Origin of the sequence: Pseudomonas sp. FYR_7 (assembly GCF_043106155.1) — a bacterium.
In the GTDB taxonomy this organism is placed as follows: Bacteria; Pseudomonadota; Gammaproteobacteria; order Pseudomonadales; family Pseudomonadaceae; genus Aquipseudomonas; species Aquipseudomonas parafulva_B.
Genome location: NZ_JBICMI010000072.1, coordinates 95,078 through 119,258, shown reverse-complemented (window position 1 = coordinate 119,258; position 24,181 = coordinate 95,078). Strand labels below are relative to the sequence as shown.

General features: G+C 61.1%; 17 protein-coding genes. 6 read left to right on the top strand and 11 right to left on the bottom strand.

Annotated features, from left to right (window positions below; translation table 11 throughout):
* Positions 1-77 precede the first annotated feature (77 nt).
* The 4 genes from ACF8R3_RS17955 to ACF8R3_RS17940 form a co-directional block, all read right to left on the bottom strand.
* Positions 78-4,559 (bottom strand): NEL-type E3 ubiquitin ligase domain-containing protein, encoded by a 4,482-nt coding sequence (locus tag ACF8R3_RS17955; RefSeq protein ID WP_392515974.1) that lies wholly within the window; start codon positions 4,557-4,559, stop codon positions 78-80.
* Positions 4,560-4,635: 76 nt separating this feature from the next.
* Positions 4,636-5,658, bottom strand: a complete 1,023-nt coding sequence (locus tag ACF8R3_RS17950) for an AraC family transcriptional regulator (RefSeq protein ID WP_058639409.1) — start codon at positions 5,656-5,658, stop codon at positions 4,636-4,638.
* Between the two features lie 66 nt (positions 5,659-5,724).
* The gene (locus ACF8R3_RS17945; RefSeq protein WP_392515973.1) at positions 5,725-10,197 is read right to left on the bottom strand and encodes an NEL-type E3 ubiquitin ligase domain-containing protein; all 4,473 of its coding nucleotides are present in this window, start codon (positions 10,195-10,197) and stop codon (positions 5,725-5,727) included.
* Between the two features lie 167 nt (positions 10,198-10,364).
* Positions 10,365-11,429: an AI-2E family transporter gene (locus ACF8R3_RS17940; protein WP_058639400.1), complete on the bottom strand. Its 1,065-nt coding sequence runs from the start codon at positions 11,427-11,429 to the stop codon at positions 10,365-10,367.
* 132 nt (positions 11,430-11,561) lie between these two features.
* Here ACF8R3_RS17940 and yegQ point away from each other — a divergent pair, with 132 nt between their 5' ends.
* The 3 genes from yegQ to ACF8R3_RS17925 all read left to right on the top strand — a co-directional run bounded on the left by yegQ (position 11,562) and on the right by ACF8R3_RS17925 (position 14,547).
* A complete protein-coding gene (yegQ, locus tag ACF8R3_RS17935) occupies positions 11,562-12,896 on the top strand; it encodes a tRNA 5-hydroxyuridine modification protein YegQ (protein WP_392475323.1) in 1,335 nt (444 codons plus the stop codon).
* Between the two features lie 123 nt (positions 12,897-13,019).
* Positions 13,020-13,448 (top strand): DUF411 domain-containing protein, encoded by a 429-nt coding sequence (locus ACF8R3_RS17930; RefSeq protein WP_058639398.1) that lies wholly within the window; start codon positions 13,020-13,022, stop codon positions 13,446-13,448.
* Positions 13,449-13,548: 100 nt separating this feature from the next.
* The gene (locus tag ACF8R3_RS17925; protein ID WP_196141525.1) at positions 13,549-14,547 is read left to right on the top strand and encodes an alpha/beta fold hydrolase; all 999 of its coding nucleotides are present in this window, start codon (positions 13,549-13,551) and stop codon (positions 14,545-14,547) included.
* A 15-nt stretch (positions 14,548-14,562) separates the two neighbouring features.
* Here ACF8R3_RS17925 and zapE read toward each other — a convergent pair whose 3' ends face one another.
* From zapE to ACF8R3_RS17900, 5 genes are all read right to left on the bottom strand, one after another.
* Positions 14,563-15,666 (bottom strand): cell division protein ZapE, encoded by a 1,104-nt coding sequence (zapE, locus tag ACF8R3_RS17920; RefSeq protein WP_392515972.1) that lies wholly within the window; start codon positions 15,664-15,666, stop codon positions 14,563-14,565.
* Between the two features lie 43 nt (positions 15,667-15,709).
* The gene (locus ACF8R3_RS17915) at positions 15,710-16,861 is read right to left on the bottom strand and encodes a PQQ-dependent sugar dehydrogenase (protein ID WP_196141527.1); all 1,152 of its coding nucleotides are present in this window, start codon (positions 16,859-16,861) and stop codon (positions 15,710-15,712) included.
* 34 nt (positions 16,862-16,895) lie between these two features.
* Entirely contained in the window at positions 16,896-17,213 is a 318-nt protein-coding gene (locus ACF8R3_RS17910) for a hypothetical protein (RefSeq protein ID WP_196136473.1), read from the bottom strand.
* Positions 17,214-17,374: 161 nt separating this feature from the next.
* A complete protein-coding gene (locus ACF8R3_RS17905; RefSeq protein WP_392515971.1) occupies positions 17,375-19,801 on the bottom strand; it encodes a TonB-dependent receptor in 2,427 nt (808 codons plus the stop codon).
* A 141-nt stretch (positions 19,802-19,942) separates the two neighbouring features.
* Positions 19,943-21,067: a sigma-70 family RNA polymerase sigma factor gene (locus ACF8R3_RS17900; protein ID WP_058639393.1), complete on the bottom strand. Its 1,125-nt coding sequence runs from the start codon at positions 21,065-21,067 to the stop codon at positions 19,943-19,945.
* A gap of 132 nt (positions 21,068-21,199) precedes the next feature.
* Between ACF8R3_RS17900 and ACF8R3_RS17895 the strand changes: the two genes are divergently transcribed.
* Complete coding sequence (locus tag ACF8R3_RS17895; protein WP_392515970.1) at positions 21,200-21,682, top strand: LEA type 2 family protein; 483 nt, start codon at positions 21,200-21,202, stop codon at positions 21,680-21,682.
* Between the two features lie 18 nt (positions 21,683-21,700).
* Here ACF8R3_RS17895 and ACF8R3_RS17890 read toward each other — a convergent pair whose 3' ends face one another.
* Positions 21,701-21,964 (bottom strand): hypothetical protein, encoded by a 264-nt coding sequence (locus ACF8R3_RS17890; protein WP_058605664.1) that lies wholly within the window; start codon positions 21,962-21,964, stop codon positions 21,701-21,703.
* Positions 21,965-22,086: 122 nt separating this feature from the next.
* On the opposite strand from ACF8R3_RS17890, the gene ACF8R3_RS17885 reads away from it, so the two are divergent.
* On the top strand, positions 22,087-22,407 hold the full coding sequence (locus ACF8R3_RS17885) for a YqjD family protein (protein ID WP_027914998.1): 321 nt from the start codon (positions 22,087-22,089) through the stop codon (positions 22,405-22,407).
* Between the two features lie 24 nt (positions 22,408-22,431).
* Here the strand turns inward: ACF8R3_RS17885 and ACF8R3_RS17880 are convergent, their stop codons facing one another.
* Positions 22,432-23,049 carry a tRNA-(ms[2]io[6]A)-hydroxylase gene (locus tag ACF8R3_RS17880; protein WP_058639390.1) on the bottom strand — a complete coding sequence of 206 codons (618 nt, stop codon included), beginning with the start codon at positions 23,047-23,049 and terminating at the stop codon, positions 22,432-22,434.
* A 156-nt stretch (positions 23,050-23,205) separates the two neighbouring features.
* Here ACF8R3_RS17880 and ACF8R3_RS17875 point away from each other — a divergent pair, with 156 nt between their 5' ends.
* Positions 23,206-24,066, top strand: coding sequence for a universal stress protein (locus tag ACF8R3_RS17875; protein ID WP_392515969.1), 861 nt, complete (start codon positions 23,206-23,208; stop codon positions 24,064-24,066).
* The last annotated feature ends 115 nt before the right edge of the window (positions 24,067-24,181 follow it).

Genomic DNA, 24,181 nt, shown 5'->3' with positions numbered 1-24,181 from the left:
CGATGTTCGCGCCGCTCAGGCGTAACCACAATGGCCAAACCATTCATTGTGGATGATCGGTTTGGCCACAACGGCGGTTAGCCCAATCCGCGTTCGCGCCCCAACAGCAATTGCCGGGTCAATTCGAATACCAGCGACTGGTCCTGAGCGGCTTGTTCGGTGTCCAGGCTGTCGAGCTGAAGCTGATAATCAACGGCATCCAGCGTTGATTGCCGCAAAGCCAATGCCGATCGACGTGCGGCGAACTGGGCCTGCAGTGCTTCAAACACCTCGGTATGCCGCTCGTGGATGTAACTGGCCCAAAACACACGTTGGGACAGGCTCATCGATAGCGCGTCAGGGGTCATCGCTGCCATCACCTCACGGTAGGCGTTCTCAAGCTGAATGCTGGTCAGCTCGGCAGCATCGGCGTAGAGCATGCTATGGGGCTGACACGGCAAGTTCAGGCGAGCCCGCAACCTCACACGGTAGGCCAGGCTGACGGCAGCCTGGTCCACCCTTTCCCGCGCAGCCAGGCGCTGCAATACATCGCGCCTGGCGACCTGCTCAAGTCGGTCCAGGCGAAACAGTTGCTGCCCGATACCCAATAGATCATTGCCACGCTCCGGCGCGACGTTGCGCTCAGCCCCATCGACGAGTGCTCTGAGTTGTAGCTCACTGAACCGATCAGCAACGGTGTTCATGCAGGTCAATGGCAGACGAGCCAGACTTTGGATTCGCTGCCGCAGTTGCTCGTTGCCATCAATGGCTTGGAGTAGAGCCCACACCCGCTCCGCCAGCTGGAACGATGCAGTGTCGTAATCACCGGTATCTTCAAGAAGCCCTAGCAGCCGTACCAGGCCATCGCTGTCCGAATCAGTCATCAGGCGCGACCAGAGAGCCTGACGGCTTACACGCAATTGCGGATCGCCTGCATCGAGCCAAAGATCACAGGTCACCTGCGGGTCGATTACTCGCCGCGGCTCGGGAAGATGGAAATGCTCGGCGATTGAATCAAGGGCAAAGAGCCGCTGCATCTCGACGCTGCTCAACCGGTTTCGCTCCACCATGAAGCTCATTCGGCGGGCGTGTGGCAGCTGTAGAATTTCCGCAGGCACAATGTGCAGGAGGTTGTCACGCAGGTCGACGCGTTCTAAGGTGCTGCACAACTCCAACCCGTGAGGCCATCCACCCAACCTGCAGTGACGCAAGTTGAGTTCCACCAGGCGCGTCAACTGGTTATAGCGCATCCCAAATGCCCCCAGCGGGTTGTAGCTCAGATCCAGGTGAGTCAACTGCGGCAGGCGGGTGAGCGCGTTCAAGGCGTGATCGTCCAGCCGAATGCTGTTGCGTGCAAGGCGCAGGGTTCGCAACTCGACCAGGTAGGCAATTTCCGTAGGCACGCCCAGCAGACCGTTGCTGCTCAGGTTCAACTCTCTCAAACGGGTGAAGCATGAAAGGAATCCAGCGGGCATGTGCGTAATCGGCACGTCACTGATGACCAATGATCTTGTGAGTTCGAACTCGATATGGGCAGGCAGCTCGGGCAAGCTGCCCACATTCAGATTGACAAGGCTCAGCCGCTGACCGGCCGCCTCATCGCCCAGAGGTTCGCTCGTCTGTCGCCAGGCCCGGCGGATCTGGTCGGCGACCTGCCGACGGACCCGCTGACGGGCCGGATTGGACTCGAAGTCTGTCCAGCGGCTCAGGTGTCGTTCGAGATCAGCATGGTCCTCTTCCAGCTCCAACAAGGCGTCATAGGGAGCATGAGGGCCCTCAAGCAAACGCGCTAAGCGGTTGTCGATTGCACTTTCATCCAGGCCAGGGTACAGATTGCGCAAACGGTTCCTTAGCAGGCTGTCGGGGCTACGCCTTAGAGCCGGACGACCGCTGAGTGGGTAGCCTACGCGACCGTCGGGCATACGCCGGCCTGGGTTGAACCAACGATCCTGTCGAGGCCAGCCAAGTAGTTGCTCGACCTCGGCATGCGTTTCAGGCATCTGTGCCACCAGGCGATCACGCAAGGTCGCGGCAGCGTGATCGCCATCCAGATCAAGCGCTGTGCGCTGGGCAGGCTCCAGCAATGCGAGCAGTGTCTGGTAGAAGTCGTGCGACTCGTCTATCAAAGCACCATAGCCTGCACTTGCCTCTTCGATGGCCCGGAAACGCCCCTCCTTGTGAACGATTTTGATCAGATTTGCATCCGGCGACTGATCACCTATCGTCGCAATCCGGCGTGCACCCGGGCCGTCTGTCCAGAGCTCTATGTGCAAGGCCGGCCATGCGTCCAATCGCTGCAGCAGGGCCAATGCGAGTTCGCCCGCTTCATCGCAGTAAGCGTTGGGCAGGTACACACCGCACATGGCCCGGGTCAGCCTGGCAACACGCAGCAACGACGCACCCTGGCACAGGCAACGCAATGGCAGTTTTCCCGTGCTCAGGGCAAGATCACGCTCGGTTCGCCCAATGTCAGCGGCCAGAGCTTGGACATAACGCTCGGGCAGACCTGGCATGTCGGATCTGATGACTGAGGACAATGGATCATCGCCCTTCGGTATCTGGCAAAGGTGCTTGAACATGAGCCCGCGTAAGCGACCTGCATCCTTAAGAAGGCGCTCATGCAACTGCGACCCTCCACCAGCAACGGTTTGCTCCAGGCACCACTGCATCAACGCTTCTTCGTTTCGTGGGCTTGCACCAGCTTGCAGGGTTGTAAAAAACCTGCTGACACGCGCATCGGCTTCGAAACGCTCCAGGCTGTCACGCAGACTGGCTGGAATGTCCCGCGCCTCTACCAGTAAACCCCGTAGCGCGGCAACATCGATTCCGGCGGCCTGTAACACTTTGCTCGCCTGCTGGTGAGTGAGCGGTCTTGCCTGAGGCCAAAGCTGTTCGAGCATGAGATCGGGCTGATCCGCTTCCAGTGGTCGACCATCGTTCAACCGCCAGCTTCGCTCGCCAAAGTGTTCGAGAACAGGCCCGAAGCCTTCCGGACGCTGAGCATGACGCAAGCGCCATGGCCCACTAGGATCAGGGCGATGCGCCTGGAAATAGCGTTTGCCACTACGGAAGAACGCTCGCCCCCAGTCCCTGTACAAACCGTCGCTCCCAAGTTGTGGGTCCTCCGGCAAGCTGGCGTAGACCTTGAGGTCGTTGGCCCATAGCCGCGACTTCCCATCGGACCCGCGCACCGGTTCCAGTCCTTCTACAAAATCAGTGGCTGCATATCCCCTGGCCAGTATGTTGGCTCCGGCGCCGACAACGGCAGTCACTGCTATCGTCTCGGCCACACCAAGCATGTGCTCCAGAGCTTCGTGCTGATGACCGTGATACCAGTCAGCTGCGCCCTCGAAGACTTCCGAAAGCGTTTGCACTACCAATTGTCCAAGCAGCATTGCGCCCATCACAGGTATGAAAAGTCCAGCCAGATTGACCAGATTCCAACCCAACGAGCGCCACTGGTTGCGTCGCACTTCAGAAGCGTGTCGGTCCACCTGCGCGGTTGGCACCAACAACAGACGCGCGTCGTCCTTGATTCGCTGAACCTGCTGGTCGACCAGCCTTGAGAAAATATCCTCCGTTCCTGTGACGCCTTCAAGCGACAGGTCAGGCACGGGATCGCTCAAGCGCTTGTTCAATGTATCGAGAAAGGAAGCGCGCCCCTCCACAGAGACCAACTGACTGAAGTAAGCCCGGTAATTCTCCTTCTGCAGAGCGGTCGCGAGCACGGCGTTCATTTCCTGGATGGACGTGAAATGGCGCAATGCCTGGCCAGGATCGCTGGGCCTGTAGAGTATGCTCCCTCGATCCGTACCGTGCTCATCGCGCAACTGGACGAGCACGACATCGCACAGGGTATGCCCCAGCATGCTCAGCAAGCCTGGGTAGGCACGCAGCTCGCCGTGATCGACCTCATCGCTCGCCAAGCCCGCCAACGCAATCTGTTGCCCGGCCGTCAGATCGCCGCGCAGTGCTGCCACTTCGGTAGCTAACTCAAGCGCCGCTCGCTTGTCTGCAATCAGTGCGTTGCAGGTGTCGTCGGTGAACACCTGCGACAAGAGCTTCTGATAGCGCCCGCCAGCATTCAGGTCCCGGCATGCCTGCACCAGGGCATCGATGTCTGCGGTGAGCAAGCTGTCTTCACCTGTATTCACCAGACCAGTGCCCAGGTAGAAGCTAGCCTGCTCGTGAAAATTCTGCATCAGGCGCAAAACGGCAGGCTCTCTCAACTCGATTACCTCATCGATCGGGAGGCCGGTGCCTTGCGGGACTTTGAAATTGCGCCGTATCTCCCGCCACTGCAGCGCATCCAGGGCCGGGCTGCCCGGCAGATCTGCAACCAGCCTCTGCATATGCAACTCAGCGAAGCTTTGCAGTGGAATCAACCGCCGCGTAGAGGCGCGCACGCGTTCCTGGCTGGCCTGGTGCGCTTTGAAGCGGTCACGCAGCCGGTTGAGCTGAGCGGGAGAAGCGCGCTTGAGCCACTCAGGCAGGCGCGCGGCTATGAAGTCATGGGTAGCGCTTGCGACCTTGGCAGAGGACGCATTGAAGCCGGAAGCAGTCGTGAGGGAAGCTGACATCGTGTAGGTCCTGTCGATGCTGATTCAACCTGGACTGTGTGATGGGCGCTCAGCGAGTGGCAGACGGAAACCCGACCTAATCGACCTTCCCTGCACCCAGGACCAACGTTCGGTAGTGACCCGGATTGCAGCCAAACCACTTGCGGAAGGCCTTGTAGAACGAACTGCTGTCGGCAAAGCCCAAACGCGCTGCGATTTCCAGCATTCCAACCTGCTCCTGCGCCAACCAGCTGATAGCCAATTGGCGCCGCACGCTGTCCTTGAGGGCCTGATAGCTATGCCCCTCCTCTGCCAACCTGCGCCGCAGCGTGGAAGCCGACAGGCATAACCGGCGGGCGAGCCCATTCGCATCGGGCCACGACGCTGGGTCTTGCTCACTCAGCTCGCGTCGAATGCGTCGAGCGAGGCTGTCGGGATCTCGATACTTGACCAGGATGTTGGCGGGCGCCTGGGCCAGGAAACGGTGCAGCTCGTCATCGCTGCGCCGGATGGGCTGATCGAAGCAATCGGCGGCCAGGATCATACGGGTGCGCGGTCGAGAGAACTGTAGGTTTTCCGAAAACATGACACGGTAGTCATCGCAGAATGCAGGTTCGGTACAGCGCAATTCGATGGCCAGAATCGGAATGCGACGCCCTGCCAGCCAACACGCCACACCATGGACGATCATCCAGAATGTGAAGTAGGTGAAGGCTCGTCGAGGCTCATCAGTGGGCTCGACGATGACGATCTCGGCCAGGCTTTGCTGGCGAATCAAGTGAGGCTGTAGATAATCCAGGGTCAACGACAGGAAAGCCAGTGCGGTTTCGATGCCTGCCCCGACCGTTGGTTGCCCCCTGCTGGCACGGCAGAGAAATGCCAGGCTGCCGCTGCGTAGCCCGCGCGGGTCCATGGCAAAGAACTCATCGTTGCAGCGCCGCGCCAGCAGGCGCCAGAGGCGCGCGTAAGCAGTTGCCGGCACACGCGCACCTGGCAGCGAAAGCAGGTGCGGCTCGATGCCTGCCTTGCGTAGCACCAGAGGCGCGTGGCCTGCTTGAGGACAAGCCTGCAACAACGCCTCGCGTACCAATTCGATGGAGATAGTGTCCTTGTCGCTCATTGGCGGCCCAGTTTGCTCGAATGCAGCCATCTTAGGACCACTGGACAAAAACGCTAGCCTTCATGGCTATTGCTCTTGCGGTTGCCCACCCTCCCGCGCCAAGGATTGACGCGTCAGTTCAAGCGCCTTGGCTTTGACTGCCTCATCACTGGCCTTGGCAATCGATCTGGCCTGGGCATCGTAGTCGGCATCCGTGAGGCTTTCACGCCCTTCGTAGAGCGCTTCCATTTGTTGCACGAACGGCTCGCGCACCTGTTCAAACATGGCTTGATGTTGCCGTTGCAGATATTCGAACCAGAAGCCGCGCTCACTGATGTCAACGGCCAGTTCAGCGCTGGCCTCGGCCTCGCGAACTGCGGCTTCGGCCTCTGCCAGGTGTTGCTCCGTCACACCTGCAATGGTCCTGAACTGCATGGTGATTGGCTGGCCTGGCAGCTCAAGTGTGCTCGCCAGCCCCACTCTGTATGCCAGGCTGACTTCGACCTGATCGACCTCCGAGCCACTGGCCCCGCGGCTGCTCATGTCCCGCCGCGCATAGGCCTCCACCCGGTCCAGACGAAAGAACCTTCGCGCCAAGTTCAATAATTGGCCTTCTGCTTGATCGCCAGCTCCGGCCTCAAGCGAGGCGCTGAGCAATCTGGTCTCCAGCCAGCCGAAACTGGATATGACACTGTCCACGCACGTTCGAGGTTCACTGGCCAGGGTGAACATAAGCTCCCGAAGGGCTGTATTGCTTTCAATCCTGTCCATCAGGGCCCACAGCCTAGCCTCAAGGTCATCTCTGGCCAGGCGAAAATCACTGGTGTCGGTCAGTTCGCCGACGAGCCTGAAGAAGTCTTCGCTACCCGACTCGTTCAGTAAACGGTTCCACTGAGCGGTACGAGAGGCGCGTTGCGTCGGGTCCAGACGCTCGAGCCACTGGTTGAAGTGGTAGGCGTCGCCGTCTGGGCTGCTATCGCTTGCAGAAGTGCGGCTGGCGTCGATCCACAGATCGCGGTAGAGCGCAGGGAGCGGATTGCCGACCAGTGCCAATCGGTTACGCCAGCGAGTGCGCTGGGCTCTCAAGCTCAGCGGCAACTCAGCGATATGGTTGTCACGCAGATCCACATACTCCAGCGAAACCGCTTGATCGAGGTGAGTCGGAACTTGGGTCAAGCCTGTTCTGCGCAGACCAAGTTGGCGTAGCCGGGGTAGTCGGTTCATCTCGATCGGGATGGCGCCGATGGTGTTATCGCTCAAGTCAAGAACGCTCAACCTCGGGATGCCGGCCAGCAACCGGAAACCAGCATCGCCGATGCTCAAACTGTTTCGTGAAAGGGTCAGTTCGGTCAACTCACGCAACTGAGACAGCCCCTGAGGAAGTTGAGTCAGCGCGTTGTTGTCCAGATTCAAGGTCAAGATGCCTCGAAACGGTGCGAGAAACTCTCCGGGAAGATCGGTAAGGCGCATGTTGACCAGAGAGAGCTCGCTGACGTGGCTGAAACCTTGCGCCGCGCTCAAGTCGGGCAGCTCGCCAACACCGATCCCCGATAGCGACAGCGCCATGCCTTGATCCCCATTGGCATGACGTCTGCCCGCGTACCCCTGAAAGCGCCAGCAGCGCCGTAGCTCGTCCGCGACCGTTCGCCGCAGCGCTACATCTGCTGCAGCTGCAGGTTGTGCTGTCCATTGCTCCAACGTCAGATCCAGGCGCGAATAATCGTTCTCGAGCTCAAGCAGAACCGTGAAAGGCGAACCAGGCTGCTCTTGGAGCACTTGCAGGAACCGCTCCAGATTCTGCGCGCTGAACCCAGGAAAAAGGCTACGGACGCGGTCCTGGAGCGTGCGTTCAGCCAAGTGATTCGCGCTGGCGCGACCACTCAACAGGTAACCGAAACGCCGGTCAGCCAGGCGCGCTGGAGCTCGGAAAGTGGGTTGGTGCACCTGCATGCCCATCAGTTCCTGCACAGCCTCCCTGCGTGCCGGTAGTCTCGACTGCAAGCTTGCCCGCATCTGTTGTACGCCATTGGGCCCTGACCAGCCAAACCGCTCAAGCTCGGCTTCAGGTAAAAGCTGCCAGAGCTTTTCCAAAAGCCCGCCAGGCCCTGAAAGGCTGTCTGAAGACAATTGGCCATGCTCGTAGAGCGACACCTGTCCTTGCTTCCAAACTAGCATCTTCACCTGTGCAGAATCGTTGACCGGGTACAGCTCAGCCATCACCCGCCCGGTGGGGGAAGACTCACGAATCTGAACATTGCAAGCCAACGGCCATGCGGGCTCCGTTCGCAGCAGCCCGAAGACCAGCGACGGCATATCAGGGTGATAAGCATTGTTTAGATACAGGCTCTGCAATGCACGACAGGCGCGAGCCTCCTGCAATGCCAGGCGTGCCTTTTCGGCAAGTGCCAGATCAATACGACCGCGCTCGAGTAGTCGTTGGCGCTGGTCAGCAGAAGCATTGGCTATCACATCTTCGGCATAGCGCGCAGGCAAGCCAGGAAAAACACGTCTGATTGCCGCGGCTTCAGGAGAGAGGACAAGTTCGTCCGTCAGGTGGCTCATCAACCCCTGGCGCAGGGTGGGTGCATGCGCGAGCATCGATGCGGTTAATGACGAAGGTTCACGCTGAGGCTCGGTCAACGCACCGACGCACCACTGCAATAGACGTGGGTCACCGCTACCGTGATCGTCCGTGAATGTGGCAAAGAAGCTGTCGATTCGCGCGTCGGCCTCGAAACGCTCCAGCGTGTCGCGCAAGCTAACAGGCAGCGCCCGTTGTTCACCCACCAGCCGACGTAACGAGGTCTGATCCACATCAGCCACGTTGAGTATCTGCGTCAGGCGTGCCGAGTCCAGCTCGGCAGGTACGGGCCATAGATGCCCCAACAAGGCTCGCTCGCCCTCCCACATTTGCGGCCGCTGCCATTTCAGACGCCAGCCCTGCTCGCCGTTCCAGCTTAGCGCCGGCGCGAACCCTGGCTTACCGTCGTTGCGCACCAAGCGCCAGGGGTGGGACTCGGTTTTGCGGCTGACTTCGTAATAGTTGCCCTCGTGAAGCCACCAGTGAGTGTCGCCGTGCCTAAACAGCCCATCCCGACCACGCATGGCTTGGCGAGGCACTCCTACCGCCCGGTAGGGCTTGAGGTCTTCAGCCCATAATCGAGAAGCGCCATCCTCCTGTTCGACCGGCATCATCTCATCAACAAAAGCACTGCGCTTGAAGCCGCGTGCCACGGCCTCACCACCCGTTGCCATCAGCGCAGTGACGGCTACCGTTTCAGCCACGCCCAGCACATGCTCCAGCGCTTCATGCTGATGGCCCCGTGACCAGTCGTGTACCGCGGCCATGACTTCACTCAGCACCTCGGTCACCGTAGCGGCCAGCATCAGCGCCCCCAATTGAGGTACGAACAATGCTGCCATTTGAGTCAGGTTCAGCCCGACTTGCTCGAGCGTGCGCAGCCGCTCAAGCCTTTGCAGCCGATCCACGTCTGCAACCGGCACCAGAAGAAAACGGGCGTCTGCCTTGATACGGGCCACTTGCAACTCGGCCATCTCCGGAAAAAGCAAGGCACGGGCGACCTTGCCTGTCACTTCAAGATCGGGCACGGCGTCGCTCAGACGTTTTTTCAGTGCTGCCTGAAACGCTATCCGAGCGTCGGCCGCGACCTGGCCCAGCAGGCAAGATGCGTGCTCAGGTTGCCTGAACAAGCTCGCCAAGTGGGCGTTGAGACTTGTCAAGTTCGCGAACTGTCGCAAAGGTTGGTGAGGGAGATAGAGCAAGACCCCTCCAGCAGGATCCGCCGAGCCGCCCGACGAGTCATTCGAGCGCTCGAAGATCAGCCCTCCGACCATGGCGTGCCCAAGCACATGAAGATGCTTGGGTACGACCGTGGGATGCCGCGGATCGGGTACTGGCACCTCTCCCAGGGTGTATTCGAAGCTGGTGACATCCGACTCAGGGACCTCCCCCCGTATCCCTGCAAGCTCCATAGCAAGCGCAACCCTTTTGCGCACACTCTGAGCAAGGAGCGTTACGGCGGCATCGTCGAAGAAGGTCTGCAGGTAGGCTTGGTAGCGCTTGCCTGTATCCACCGAACGGCAAACCCCCGCCAATTTCGCGCTGTCTACCAGGAGCGGCGCATTGGGTGACATCCCATGTGCCCCCGAGATGATGCCGCTGCGCGCATCGAAGCTCGATCCGGCCGGAAAATTCTGCATCAGATGGGTGATGGCCGGATGAAACGTGTAATGGTCACGAAGCCCTTCACCACCAAGCATGCTGTAGTAGTCGAGGCGCTCACGCCAGAGGGTATGGGCTAGCTCGACAGATACTCCGAGCTTCTGCTTTATCGCTGTGGTCAGCGTCTGGCGCGCGAACGAATCTGGGGAAAGCAGGCGCTTGAACATGGCTTCCAGCCGCTGCTCGACCCAGCGATTTTCCTCTACGCGCTTGCGTAGACTCTGTATCTGCTCTAAAGAGGCTGCGTGCAGCCAGGAAGGAAGCTGTTTGTCAATGAAACTATCGGTATGGTTTGAGGGCGTAACGAGGCTGACCATCATCGGCTCCAGGTAGGTGACTACACCGCACCTTTGCCGAGTTTTCGAGATTAAAGCAGTTGGAAGTCAGCCAGTGGGAATCCTGCCTTGCGCCCGCCTTGACCCAGCTTTTCAGGGGTGACCGCCAGGGCCAATCCCTTCTTTGCGACGGCCGAGCCCCTGGCGAGTCATTGCGGAAGTTGAACCCGAGGCTTGCTCGAGGCAAAAATCGCCCAACTGGAAATGAACAGTGCTGCGATCAGCGGGCCAATAACGAAACCGTTAAGACCGAATACCGACAGGCCGCCCAAGGTGGAGACCAGGATCAGGTAATCTGGCATACGGGTATCCTTGCCGACCAGAATAGGCCTAAGCACGTTGTCGACAAGGCCGATCACCAGCACGCCAAATGCGGTCAGGATCACACCTTGCAAGATCGCCCCGGTCATCAGGAAGTAGATCGCCACCGGCCCCCAGACGATGCCTGCACCAACGGCGGGCAGCAGCGAAAGGAACGCCATCATCACCGCCCAGACCAGCGCGCTGGGGATCCCCAGGATCCAGAAAATCAAGCCGCCCAGCGCTCCTTGAGTGATGGCCACTAGCACGTTGCCCTTGACCGTGGCGCGCACTACACGCTTGAACTTCAACTGCAGGCGGCGCTTCTGGTGTTCGGGCAGCGGCACGGCCATGCGCACCTTGCGCACCACCTCGGCACCTTCGCGCAGGAAGAAGAACAGCAGGTACATCATGATGCCGAAGCCCACCACGAAATCGAATGTGCCCTGGCCAAAGCTGAAGGCCTGGGTAGCCAGGACCTGGCTACCTTGGGAGGCCCAGGTGGTGATCTTGTCACGCAGGGCTTCCAGGTTGCCCATGCCCAGGTTGTCCAGCGCGTTCTGGGCAAACGTTGGCAGCATGTCCTTGCCCCGCTCAACATACCCTGCGATGTCCAGCTGGCCGCTCTGGATGCGTTGATACAGCGTTGCCCCCTCCTGCACCAGCAGGCCGCTGATGATGATCACCGGCAATACCGCCACCAGTAAGCAGATCAGCGTGGTCACGGCAGCGGCCACGTTGCGGCGGCGCCCGAAGCGCATGAGCAGGTTGCGTTGCAACGGCGCGAACAGGATGCCCAGGATTACCGCCCAGAAGATGGCGCCGTAGTAAGGCAGCAAGATCCAGACGAAGGCAACGGTCACCAGTGCCAGGAGCACCGCCAGCGCCTTGTTCTGCAAAGCAGTTTCGTTCATTTCCGGTCCTCGGATGGGTTCTGGGGTATTAGTGCGTGGCGCTGGGGTAAAAGTGCCACCTGCCCCTTGATTCAGATCAATAAGGCCGAACCGCAAGCGGCTTAGCATCCGCGCCCTTTACCCGGTGTATTCATGAATTCTGTTGCCAAGCCCGAATTGCTGGCGCCTGCCGGCACGCTCCACACCATGCGCTATGCCTTCGCCTACGGTGCTGACGCGGTCTATGCCGGTCAGCCCCGCTACAGCCTGCGGGTGCGCAACAATGCCTTCGACCATGCCAATCTGGCGTTGGGCATCCAGGAGGCTCATGCGCTGGGCAAGCGCTTCTATGTGGTGGTCAACATCGCGCCTCACAATGCCAAGCTCAAGACCTTCCTCAAGGACCTGGCGCCTGTGATCGCCATGGCACCGGACGCGTTGATCATGTCCGACCCGGGCCTGATCATGCTGGTACGCCAGCACTACCCGCAGATGCCGGTGCACCTCTCGGTGCAGGCCAACACGGTGAACTGGGCCAGCGTGCAGTTCTGGCAGCAGCAAGGCATCAGCCGCGTGATCCTGTCGCGGGAGCTGTCACTTGAAGAGATCGAGGAAATTGGTCAGCAAGTACCTGGCATGGAGCTGGAAGTCTTCGTGCATGGGGCGCTGTGCATGGCCTATTCAGGCCGCTGCCTACTGTCGGGCTACCTGAACAAGCGTGATGCCAATCAGGGCACCTGTACCAACGCCTGCCGCTGGAAGTATGACGTCACGCCGGCGACCGAGAGCGTCACCGGCGATATCGTGCACCACGTGCAGCCGACGCTGGGCCAGGGTGCGCCCACCGACCAGGTGTTCCTGTTGCAGGAAAGCGAGCGTCCCGGTACCGAAATGCCCGCGTTCGAAGACGAGCACGGCACCTACATCATGAACGCCAAGGACCTGCGGGCCATCCAGCACGTCGAGCGACTGGCGCGCATGGGCGTGCACTCGCTCAAGATCGAGGGCCGCACCAAATCGCATTTCTACTGCGCACGGGCCGTGCAGTCCTACCGCAAGGCCATCGACGATGCGGCCAATGGGCAGCCTTTCGACCGCACCTTGATGGACAACCTCGAGTCCCTGGCGCAACGGGGCTACACCGAAGGTTTTTTGCGCCGTCATGTGCACGATGAGTACCAGAATTACCAGCGCGGCAGCTCGGTGTCCGAGCGCCAGCAGTTCGTGGGTGAACTGACTGGGCTGCGGGTAAATGGTTGGGCCGAGGTCAAGGTCAAGAACCGCTTCGCCCTGGGCGACCATCTGGAGCTGATGACACCTCGCGGCAACTACCACTTCGACCTGAATCAGCTGCACAACCGGCAACAGCAGCCCATCGAAGTCGCACCCGGGGATGGCCATGTGGTGTATCTGCCAGTCCCTGAACAGGTGTCGTTGGCGTTCGGGCTACTGATGCGCGACCTGCGCAATGACCAAGCCACTGGCTGACGAAACTGTAATGCGCCGGTCAGCAGGTTGAAAGCCAGAGGGGGCGACCCTGCCGCCTTGCACGTTTGGACCAGGCCGTGCGCTATGCTGGCCGCAGGTCACACGTTTATAAGGAACTTGTCCATGCTGCGTTCAAATTGCCTGGCCCTTGGCCTGTTGACCTTCACCGCCCTTGCACAGGCCACCGACACCATCGACGTCTACCGCGACCCCCACTGTGGTTGTTGCAAAGCCTGGATCAGTCACCTCCAAGAGAACGGCTTTACCGTGAACGACCATGTCGAACCAGACATGAGCGCCGTCAAGCAACGCCTGCAAGTCCCGCCGCGCCATGCGTCGTGTCATACCGGGGTCATCGCTGGCAAGTTCGTCGAAGGCCATGTCCCCGCTACCCACGTGCGTGAACTGGTTAGCCGCAGTGACCTCAAGGGCATGGCCGTTCCAGGCATGCCAGCCGGTTCGCCGGGCATGGAAATGGGTGAGCGCAGGGATGCCTATCGGGTGATCGGTATCGACTCGGAGGGGAAAGATACAGTAGTCGCCGATTACTGACGTGGCGCCGGTTTCACGGTTGGTAACACCTTGGGCCTCTAAGGGCACTGTCCTGCTGCTACAGTCGAGTCTTCCTACTTGATCTGACATGGAGTGCCTCATGCTGCGTGCATCCGCCCTGGCCATGGTGTGCCTGGCCAGCGGCCCGGCCATTGCCGGCCAATCGCCTACCTACGGCGCACAGCTCGAAGGGTTTGACTACCCGCATACGCTCAAGCACTTCGACTTCGAATCACAGCGCCAATCGCTGCAAATGGGTTACATGGACGTCCCGGCGTCGGGCAATGCCAACGGCCGCACGGTCGTGCTCATGCACGGCAAGAATTTTTGCGCAGCCACCTGGGAAACCAGCATCGATGCCTTGAGCAAGGCAGGCTACCGCGTTATCGCCCCAGACCAGATCGGTTTCTGCACATCCAGCAAACCTGCGCACTACCAGTACAGCTTCCAGCAACTGGCCAGCAACACCCGTGCACTGCTCGAGCACCTGGGGGTGAAGCAAAGCATCGTGCTGGGGCATTCGACCGGGGGGATGCTAGCCACCCGCTACGCCTTGATGTATCCGCAGCAGGTCACGCGCCTGGCCATGGTCAACCCCATCGGCCTGGAGGACTGGAAGGCTCTGGGGGTGCCCTACCGCACCGTTGACCAGTGGTATGCCCGCGAACTCAAGCTCGATGCGGCCGGGGTGCGTGACTATGAGCGCAAAACCTACTATGCCGGCCGCTGGAAACCTGAATATGAGCGCTGGGTGCAGATGCTGGTGGGCCTGAATCAGGGTCCAGGGCACGAGCGGGTGGCGTGGAACTCGGCCTTGATCTACGACATGATCTTCACTCAACCGGTTTATCACGAGTTCAAGGACCTGCAGATGCCAACCCTTTTGTTGATCGGTGACAAGGACACCACGGCAATCGGCAGTGACATCGCACCACCGCAAGTCAAGGCCAGGCTGGGCAACTACGCCTTGCTCGGCCCGCAGGTGGCCAAGCTCATTCCCAAAGGCGAACTGATCACTTTCGAAGGCATGGGCCACGCGCCGCAGATCGAAGAACCCAAGCGTTTCAATCGCACACTGATCCAGTGGCTGGATCGCTAATCGTGCGTGGCTGCATCAGGCGAAGCGCTGCAGCTGCATTTCACGCAGCCGGCTGAGGGTGCGCTGGTAAGGGAAGGCGAGATACCCCTGCGTGTACAGCGCCTCGAGCGGCACCTGCGCCTCCAGGTACAGCGCCACACGGCGGTCGTAGCATTCATCGACCAAGGCGATGAAGCGGCGCACGGCATCGTCCTTGGGCGAGAGTGCCGGCAAGTCGCGGTCGCCCGCTAGCACACGGGAGGCGCCGTCCTCAGTGCCGCGGGCGATACGCCCGGCCTGTTGCTGACCACTCAGCGCCGGTATGTCCGCGACTAGGATCGCCGCGAAACGGTCGCACAGCGCCATGAATTCCTGGGTAGCCATCGGTTGTTCACACAACGCGTCGAAACGGCACCAGATGGCCTTCGCACTTCGGCGCACCACCTGCACCTGCCGACTGCCCAGCATGAGGGGCTGGTCGGTGCCTGGGTCGTCCGGGCTCAGTCGCTCGAAGACCGCGGCAAGGTGACTGCCCCGGTCGTCGGTGACCCAGTAGCGCTGGCACGGCAGGCCCGGGTGTTGCCGGTGGTCTTGCTCGCCCGCTACCGGCAGCACACGCATGTGCCGCTCGATGGCAGCGATGGCGGGCAGGAAACGTTCGCGGTTGAAGCCATCGCGGTACAGTTGCCCTGGCGGCTGATTGGACGTGGCAACCACCACCACGCCCAGGTCGAACAGTACCTGGAACAAACGGCCGAGGATGATTGCGTCGGCAATGTCACTGACGAACAACTCATCGAAGCACAGCACGCGGATTTCGCTTCCTAGCTCCTGCGCCAGCGCCATAAGGGGATCCGCCGTGCCATTGAGCTGAAACAACCGACGGTGCACCCAAGCCATGAAGTGGTGAAAATGCTGGCGGCGACTCGGCACGGTCAGGCAACGGTGAAACTGATCCATCAACCAGGTCTTGCCCCGCCCCACTGGCCCCCACAGGTAGAGGCCCTGGCTGGATCGTCCACGTTCGACAGTCTCGAAGCAGGCCTGCAGCGCCTCGATGGCGAGGCGCTGTGCGGGGTCAACGACAAAGCCCTGGGTTTCCAGGGCTTGCTGGTAGCGTTGCAAGGGTTCGATGGTCATGGCGCATTGTACCTGTCGCCTCCTTGCCGACGACAGCGCGGCTTCAGTCGGGCCGCGCCAGGCCCACCTTCAGCAGCTCGCCATCCTTGGCATCGGTCAACACGTACAGGTAACCGTCCGGCCCTACCCGAACATCACGAATGCGCGCCTTCAAGTCGCCCAGCAGGCGCTCCTCGTGCACCACCTTGTCGCCCTTGAGCTGCAAGCGGATCAGCTCCTGCGTGGCCAACGCGCCAATGAACACGTTGTGATCCCATGCGGTGAACACGGGGCTGTCATAGAACGCCATGCCGCTGACACCGGGGGACTTCTCCCACACGTGGTGCGGATCGACCATGCCATCTACATGTTTACCCTTGGCCTCTGGTATGGGCAGCATCGAATAGTTGATGCCGTGGGTTGCGATGGGCCAACCGTAGTTCTTGCCCGGCTTCGGGATGTTGATTTCGTCACCGCCACGGGGGCCGTGTTCGTTGGTCCACAACGCGCCCGTCCAAGGATTCAACGCAGCGCCCTGCTGGTTACGGTGGCCAAACGACCAGATTTCGGGGCGCACGTTCTTCTGGCCATAGAACGGGTTGTCCTTGGGAACCTCGCCATCTGGCAGGATGCGCACGACCTTGCCCTGCAGCTTATCCAGGTCCTGAGCCGTCGAGCGCTGATTGTTCTCACCCAGGGCGATGAACAGATACCCGTTGCGGTCGAACACCAGGCGCGACCCAAAATGGTTGCCCTCCGACAGCTTGGGTTGCTGGCGGAAGATAACGGTGAAGTTTTCCAGGCGGGCGCGATCGGTCGACAGCTGGCCACGGCCCACAGCGGTCCCGGCCTTGCCGTCGCTGCCCTCCTCGGCATAGGACAGGTACACCGTACGGTCCTTGTCGAACTCGGGCGACAGGGCCACATCCAGCAGGCCGCCCTGGCCCTCGGCCCAGACTTTGGGCACGCCATTGATGGGCGGGCCGACCTTGCCCTCGGCATTGATCACGCGCAGGTTGCCGATGCGTTCGGTGACCAGCATGTCCTGGCCGCCAGGCAGGAACGCCAGCGCCCACGGCGTACGCAGACCGTTGGCAACGGTATCGACGGTAAGGGTGCCCTCTTCACTTTTGAACGTCTGCTGGGCAGCGGCATGGGCCAACAGCGGCGCTAATGCGGCAGCGGCCAGGGTAACCAGCCAGGTTGCTCGGGACATGCGAAGTTCCTTTGACAGATTCGGGGGGCTGGAGTCAGGGCACGCGCGGGTTGTCCCGCGGCGGCCGCGTAGGTTCCAGATTGGGCGTTTGCTGCTGACGGCGCAGGTTCTCACCATTACCGATGCCGCGGTTCTCTACCGTCGGGGTGCGCGGCACGGGCTGGGTAGACGGGCCGCGCACAGGCGGCGTCGCCGGGACGCTGCCCTGACGGCTGTTGGGGTTGGCGCGTTGCACGGGGCTGTTGTAGGGGTTGTTGCCATTGGCGGCAACGTGCAGCCACGGCTGCGCGGTCGCATGGGTAGGTAACCAAACCGCCATACCTATTACCAACAACGGTAGTGTCAGTTTCATGCTTCACCTCCGTACGAAAACGCCTGGCCTGGTGGCTTTGATAGCCTACGGCCCAAAGGGTTCGGGTCAAAAGGCTTGGCGACGTTGCAGGTGATTCACGATGTTTCAACCAGCGCCCCTGGATCGGGGCGCCGGTGTTGCCTGGGCCGAGCGCAAAAGCCTTAGTACGCAAGGCTCCAGGTCAGCGTGTAGGTCCTGCCTCGCCCTTGGTAATCGTAGAGGTAGGCAGGCCCGTAGGTGGGCGAGTAGAACAGCGTCGCCCGCTGGCCCCACACAGTGCTGTACTGCTTGTCCAGCAAGTTCTGGATACCTGCGCTGAAGGTGCCGTAGTCGGTGTCCTGGCTGCCCAGTAGATCGAGCGTGGTATAGCCATCGATCTTGTGTTGGGCATCGTCCTTCAAGGTGAAGGCCCGATTAGCCTGCAAACGCGCACTGCGCCCGTCATCCTTCCAGCCAACGAACGTGGTGGCTTTGGACAAGGAGGCATAACGCGCATCGCGCTTGCGCCACCCGCCGCCGTCTGCCTCTTCCTCGGAACGGGTTAGGTGCAGCGTGCCGCCGGCTTCCCAACCTCGGTCGAAGTGGCGGGTGAGTGCCCCTTCGAAGCCAAAGTCGCGACTCTTCTGGTCCTCGACGTCAATGGTGAGGGTTTGCGAATCCACATTGATGATCTTGTCCGACCAGATGTAGTACAGCGCGGCTTGAGCGTCCCACTGCACGTCGGCGTAGCGCCAGCCCAACTCCACCTGGCGGCTCTTGATCCCGGCCAGCGGGTTGTCCCCGACACTAAGGCCGGGCTTGCCGTAGTACTTGGCCGGATCGGGCAGGTCAAAGCCTTCGCCGTAATTGGCCCACAGCTGGTGGCCGTTCTTGAAGTCGTAGATCGCCCCCAGGTTGTAGAGATTGACCTGATAGTCGTTACTCCCACCTGGAACGCCCTTGTAGTCACCCACCTCCACATCCATCTGCTGGCGCCGGGCGCCGCCGGAGAACGTCAGGTTGTCTGTGGCGCGCCATTCAAGCTGGCCATACAGCGAGACCCCATCGACCACATAGCTGGGGTAGCGCGCAGCCTTGCTGGCCTTGTCCAGGTCCAGCCCGCCGCTTTCAGAGGACACCCGCGCATCGAACACGGTCTGGTCAGCGTTGAAACGTTCGCGGTCAATGTCCACGCCATAGGTGAATTTCAGCGTGTCCCACTGCTTGGCGAACAGCCCCTTGAGGCTGGTGACCTCGAAGTTCTGCTGCGAGGCTGCAAAATACACACCGCGCGAGCCGGTCGGTGTACCACGGTTGTAGTACGGGAACGGGTAGAAGTTGTTGTTTTCCTTGCGGTAGGAAGCCTGCAGGTAGAAATCCTGGCCCAGCACATCATTGTGGTGGTAATTGGCATTGAGCAGCACGCGCCGGGTGCGCGGGTTCAGGTCGGACGAGTACCCGCTGCGCAACTGGGCCTCTTCGAGGTCGGAGGGGCCATTGTAATTGAGGTTGGGAAACCAGATGCCGGTGCTGCCATGGTTGCCGGAATCGTAGTACTGGGCCAGCAGGTCAAGGCTCTGTTGATCATCGAACTGCATGCCCAGGCTGCCAAGCAGGTCCAGGGTGCGGTTGTATTGCAGGTCGGTCTGGGTATTGTCGATGAAGATCTGATCGCCTGCTCCATCGTAGAACGCCTCGTTCTGCTCGCCGGACACACCAAGACGCGCATTGAACCGCTCGTTGCCACCGCTGATCGACTGGGCGAAGCGGGTCGCCAGATCATCGCTGTTGTTGAAACCGCTGCTGGCGCCGAGCTGGGTTTCGAAACGCGCAGGGCCTGCCTCGCCCTTTTTTGTCACGATGTTGATGATGCCCCCGGTCGCACCGCCCCCGTAGATGGCGCTGGCGCCGGACAGCACTTCGACGCGCTGCACGTTGAAAGGCGAGATACTGTCGAACTGGCGCGACAGGCCTCGCGAGCTGTTCTGGCTGACGCCATCGATCATCACCAGCACGCTGCGCCCACGCATGTTCTGCCCGTAGTTGGTGCGCCCCTCCGGCGCCAGGTCAAGGCCAGGCACCAGTTTGCCGATGGCTTCCTTGAGGCTTACGCCACTGTCGATCTGCTCGCGCAGTTGCTGCTGATCGACCACCCACACGGTGCCTGGGATCTCGCTGATGGCAGTACTGGTGCGCGAGGCCACGCTTACTTCAATCGGCTTGAGGTTGATGGCCTGCAGGGAGGTATCGTGCTTGCGCAGCGTCACCGTCCGCGCATCGGTGAACTGCCAGCTCAAGCCGGTGCCTTCGAGCAACCGCTGCAAGGCTTGCTCGACACTGTAGGCGCCCTGCAGGTTCGGGCTCTGCAGGCCAGCCACGTCAGCGGTGGTGTACAGCAAATGCAGGCCGGCCTGATCGGCAAAGCGCGTCAACGCCTGGTCCAGCGGCTGCACCGGGACATCCAGCTGTACCTGCGCGGTCTGCACATATCCCTGCTGTGTTGCAGCAGCGACGTGAGCGGGCAGCGCGCCGGCCAATACGGCCAACGCGCCGCACGACATCAACACAGGTGGCAGAAAACGGCAGCGGCTATTCGAGAGCGTGGGCATGAGAGGCACAAGAAAGCTTCCAGGCGAGTCGTGAATGGGAATGGTTTGCGGCTTAGCCCCACTACGACGATCCAGCCCACGAGAACTTGCAGTGCCGATGAAAAGTTTTTTCGGTAGGTTTCGACAGGGCCGCTTTGAAGATCAATACACCACGGCGAGCCACGGCAGGTAGGTGACTTTCAGGCCATACCGCTGCTCCAGGGTGCGCAGCATGGCATGCGGATCATCCAGGTCGAACACGCCACTGACCTCAAGGCCCGCTAGCTGTTGATCCGACAACACGATACGCCCAAGGCGATAGCGCTCAAGCTCAGCCAGCACTTGGCCTAGAGGCTTGCCATTGAAGATCAACTTGCCCCGTTGCCAGGCCAGTTGCGCATCGGCATCGGCCGCTACGCTCAAGGCTTGAGCGCCCTGCCGCGCAGCACCCTGGCCAAGGACCACATGCCCGTCGCGCCGCACGCTGAACCTCGCCCCGGTGCCGTTTACCGGCAGCCCTGCCGTTTCGACCACGAAAGGACGGGCCTCGGCGGACGTCTCGAACAGCGCCTCGCCAGCCACTATCACCACCCGACGTGCGTGCGCGTCAAATTCCACCTTTATGGCACTGGCGCTGTTGAGGGTGACGCGGGTGCCATCGGGCAAGGTGAGCATGCGCCGCTCGCCGGTACCGGTGTGATAGTCGGACAACCATACAGGTGCCTGCTGCCACGCCAACCAACTGCCCAGCATCAACGCCATGCACGCCGCGACACCGGCCTTCTGCAGCCATCCCCGGCAATGCCGCAGCGCCTGTCCGATGTACTTGGCCACCATGCTTTCGGACACGCCGAGCCTTTGCGCCACCTGCCTTTGCGTCAACCCTTCCACGCGATTGAGCAACAGCGCCTGGCGCGCTTTGGGGGGCAGTTGCAGCAGAGCCTGATCGAGAATCTGCAGGCGCTCGCTGGCCAGTAACGCCGCCTCCGGTGCCGGCGCGCCACAGGCCACGTGTACCATGCCCTCACTGTCGTCGTGGCAGGCGGCAAGGCGCTGGTCACGACGCAGGGCATCGATCGCAATGTTTCCCGCCACGCGAAAGATGAAGCTACGCGGGTGCAGCACCGGCACAGCGTGCGCATCGATCTGCGCAAGCCTCAAGTAGGTTTCGTGGGCAACGTCCGCAGCGCGCTGGCGATCACGCATGCGCCGGGTCAGAAACTGCAACAAGTCGTCATAGTGTTCCTGGAAACTTGCCAGCAGGCCCGGCACGTGAGACGTCAGCATGGTTAGGCAACTACACAGTAAGAGAAATTATCGGGCGTTAATGAGAAACAGTATCTTTCATCTCTACCGACACTTTCAACGCTGCCGAGCATTTGCCACACTGCCGGACGATTCTTTCCAAGGCCTTGCCCCATGACTCTTCGCCCTTTGTTCATCACCCGTCTGCTTACTGTCCTACTGATGTCAGCGACCTTGGGCGCGTGCGCGCTGTTGCAACCCTGGGATCCGGTTTCGATCAGCGTGATCGGCTTGGAGCCCTTGCCTGGACAGGACCTGGAGTTGCGCATGGCGGTAAAGCTACGGGTGCAGAACCCCAATGAGACGCCGATCGAGTACAACGGTATTGCAGTGAACCTGGAGGTCAACGGCCAGCCATTGGCAGCGGGCGTCAGCGACCAGGCCGGACAGATTGGCCGGTATGGCGAGGCGGTGGTCCAAGTGCCGGTGAGCATCACCGCATTTGCGTTTCTGCGCCAGGCCTATGGGCTAGGCAAGCTGAACGCGCTGCAAGGCCTGCCCTACACGCTGCGCGGCAAACTGGCCAGCGGCCCTTTCGGCACGGTGCGGTTCAGTGACAAAGGCACGCTGGACCTGCCCAAGGGCGACGAGTGGTAAGACGGCACATGCACCCGCTCAGCGAGCGGCGCTGGCAGCGGCCATGAGCTTGTTGACTTCGCTGCGCACCATGCTGGCGTATTCGGGCGGGGTCATGTTGTCCAGCTCATTGCGCACCCATTCGGCCCACTTGCCCTTGCGCCGAGGTTTTTCGGCGATAAGCCGGGCCGCCTCGCCCTTGGCCTTACCCAGGTTAGCCTGCCACATCTCGAACAGCCGGGCTTTCTCGGCCTCGATCTGTGCCCGTTCCTCGTAGCTCATGTTGGCCAGATTGAAACTCATGAATCACCTGCCTGATGGAAATGACCGGTATCTTACACCAAGGCGCCAGCGCCCACTGCGAGGCAACTTTTCTGGCGCACGAGTATCCATTGTTCTAACGACCCGTCCAGGAGGAGCATGGCATGGCCCGTAAAAATGCCGCAGTACCCGACAGCGACCAGATCAAGGACCAGGTATTCAGCGAGCTGCAGGCGCTGATCGAGGAATCCGAGCGGTTGCTCAACGACAGCGCTGCGCTGGTTGGCGAAGAGGCCGAAACCCTGCGCACCCAGATCAGCCTCAAGCTGCGTCAGGCCCGGGAAGCGGCCGGCAACCTGCGTGACAAGGCAAAGCCCATGGTCGCGGCCACCCAGGACTACATTGGCGGCCACCCGTGGCAGACCGTGGCACTTTCAGCGGGCGTTGGCCTGGTGGTGGGCCTGCTGCTGGGCCGGCGCGACTGACACCTATCCTGCCGCCTGCTGTGCTCAGGCGGCCAATGCCAGCGGTATACCGCTGTGAAAACGCAGCTCTTGATCCGGTGAGGCGATGAGTTCCGCTTCAGCGGCGCGTACCAGTTCAACCCGGCGCGCAATGTCCGCCTCATCGCCATAGTGGTGCGCCAACTTCAGGTAGCCCTGATAGTGGCGCGCTTCACTCTTGAGCAGGCCGTGATAGAAACGGCCCAGTTCTTCATCCAGGTGCGGCGCCAGGGCCGCGAAGCGTTCGCAGCTGCGTGCCTCGATAAATGCCCCGACCACCAGCGTATCTACCAGCTTGACCGGCTCGTGGGCACGCACCAGACGACGCAGGCCCGAGGCGTAGCGACCCGCCGACACAGGGCGCAGGGGTATGCCTCGGCGCTTCATCAGCCGCAAGACCTGCTCGTGATGAACCAGCTCCTCGCGCGCCAGGCGCGACATCATGTTGATCAGGTCAACATGGGTGTTGTACTTGGCGATCAGGCTCAATGCCGTGCTGGCCGCCTTGAACTCGCAATTCTTATGGTCGATCAGCAGTGTTTCCTGATCGGCCAGCGCCGCCTCGATCCAGGCATCGGGTGTAGGGCAGCCCAGGAAGGCGTCGATTTCAGGGATCAGGGACATAAACGATACGACCATACAGAGACAGACAGGGGCGGCGATTATAGCGGCGGCAGGCAACGGCGTCAGTGGCTATGCTTGATGTGCATCAAGTGTCAGCGCCACGCGCGCGGCCTATAGTCTGGCACCGCCTGCCCACGTTCCAGGGAGTACACGCCCATGCAAGCCGTCCGCAGCATTCTCGTCGTCCTTGACCCTGAGCACGCCCACAGCCGGGCGCTGACGCGCGCCAAGCTGATCGCCAGCGTCACTGACGCGCGCCTGCACTTGTTGATGTGTGACAAGCGCCGCGACCACAGTACGCTGTTGAGCCTGCTGGGCAAGCAGTTGCAGGAAGACGGCTTTGACCACGTCACCCATGAAGCGGCGTGGCGAGACAACCTGCATGACACCATCATCCACGTGCAGCAGCGCGAAGGCTGCGAGTTGGTGATCAAGGAGCATCGCCCCGACAATCCGCTCAAAAGGGCCCTGCTCACCCCTGCCGACTGGAAGCTGCTGCGCGCCTGTCCGTGCGCGGTGCTGATGGTCAAGAGCGAGCGCCCATGGACCGGCGGCAACGTACTGGCGGCGGTGGATGTGGGCAACCAGGACGAAGACCACCAGCGCCTGCATGCCAGTATCGTCGACCACGGCTACGAGATTGCCAGGCTGGCCAAGGGGGCGCTGCATGTGATCAGCGCCCACCCATCGCCGATGCTGTCGGCGGCCGACCCTGTCTATCAACTGAGCGACACCATCGAACAGCGTTATCGCCAGGCGTGCGCGGCTTTCCAGGCACAGTACGGTATCGCCGACGATTGCCTGCACGTGGCTGAAGGCCCGGCCGATGTGCTCATTCCCCATACGGAAAAACAGATGGATGCGGTGGTGACGGTGATCGGTACCGTGTGCCGCACAGGGCTTACCGGCGCGTTGATTGGCAACACCTGCGAGGTGGTACTCGATGCACTGGAGGGGGATGTACTGGTGTTGAAGAGCGAGGAGGCGATGGCGCATCTGGCGGATGCAGCACGATAGTGAGCCGCATGCAGCCCCCTGTAGGAGCGGCCTAGTGCCGCGATGGGCCGCAGCGCGGCCCCGGCAATATGCGCTGCGAAGCTGAAATTCTGGGGCTGCTGCGCAGCCTATCGCG

Bases quoted from the DNA above. Each gene is read 5' to 3' on its own strand.
- ACF8R3_RS17955 (WP_392515974.1), bottom strand. From the start codon at position 4,559: ATGTCAGCTTCCCTCACGACTGCTTCCGGCTTCAATGCGTCCTCTGCC.
- ACF8R3_RS17950 (WP_058639409.1), bottom strand. From the start codon at position 5,658: ATGAGCGACAAGGACACTATCTCCATCGAATTGGTACGCGAGGCGTTG.
- ACF8R3_RS17945 (WP_392515973.1), bottom strand. From the start codon at position 10,197: ATGGTCAGCCTCGTTACGCCCTCAAACCATACCGATAGTTTCATTGAC.
- ACF8R3_RS17940 (WP_058639400.1), bottom strand. From the start codon at position 11,429: ATGAACGAAACTGCTTTGCAGAACAAGGCGCTGGCGGTGCTCCTGGCA.
- yegQ (WP_392475323.1), top strand. From the start codon at position 11,562: ATGAATTCTGTTGCCAAGCCCGAATTGCTGGCGCCTGCCGGCACGCTC.
- ACF8R3_RS17930 (WP_058639398.1), top strand. From the start codon at position 13,020: ATGCTGCGTTCAAATTGCCTGGCCCTTGGCCTGTTGACCTTCACCGCC.
- ACF8R3_RS17925 (WP_196141525.1), top strand. From the start codon at position 13,549: ATGCTGCGTGCATCCGCCCTGGCCATGGTGTGCCTGGCCAGCGGCCCG.
- zapE (WP_392515972.1), bottom strand. From the start codon at position 15,666: ATGACCATCGAACCCTTGCAACGCTACCAGCAAGCCCTGGAAACCCAG.
- ACF8R3_RS17915 (WP_196141527.1), bottom strand. From the start codon at position 16,861: ATGTCCCGAGCAACCTGGCTGGTTACCCTGGCCGCTGCCGCATTAGCG.
- ACF8R3_RS17910 (WP_196136473.1), bottom strand. From the start codon at position 17,213: ATGAAACTGACACTACCGTTGTTGGTAATAGGTATGGCGGTTTGGTTA.
- ACF8R3_RS17905 (WP_392515971.1), bottom strand. From the start codon at position 19,801: ATGCCCACGCTCTCGAATAGCCGCTGCCGTTTTCTGCCACCTGTGTTG.
- ACF8R3_RS17900 (WP_058639393.1), bottom strand. From the start codon at position 21,067: ATGCTGACGTCTCACGTGCCGGGCCTGCTGGCAAGTTTCCAGGAACAC.
- ACF8R3_RS17895 (WP_392515970.1), top strand. From the start codon at position 21,200: ATGACTCTTCGCCCTTTGTTCATCACCCGTCTGCTTACTGTCCTACTG.
- ACF8R3_RS17890 (WP_058605664.1), bottom strand. From the start codon at position 21,964: ATGAGTTTCAATCTGGCCAACATGAGCTACGAGGAACGGGCACAGATC.
- ACF8R3_RS17885 (WP_027914998.1), top strand. From the start codon at position 22,087: ATGGCCCGTAAAAATGCCGCAGTACCCGACAGCGACCAGATCAAGGAC.
- ACF8R3_RS17880 (WP_058639390.1), bottom strand. From the start codon at position 23,049: ATGTCCCTGATCCCTGAAATCGACGCCTTCCTGGGCTGCCCTACACCC.
- ACF8R3_RS17875 (WP_392515969.1), top strand. From the start codon at position 23,206: ATGCAAGCCGTCCGCAGCATTCTCGTCGTCCTTGACCCTGAGCACGCC.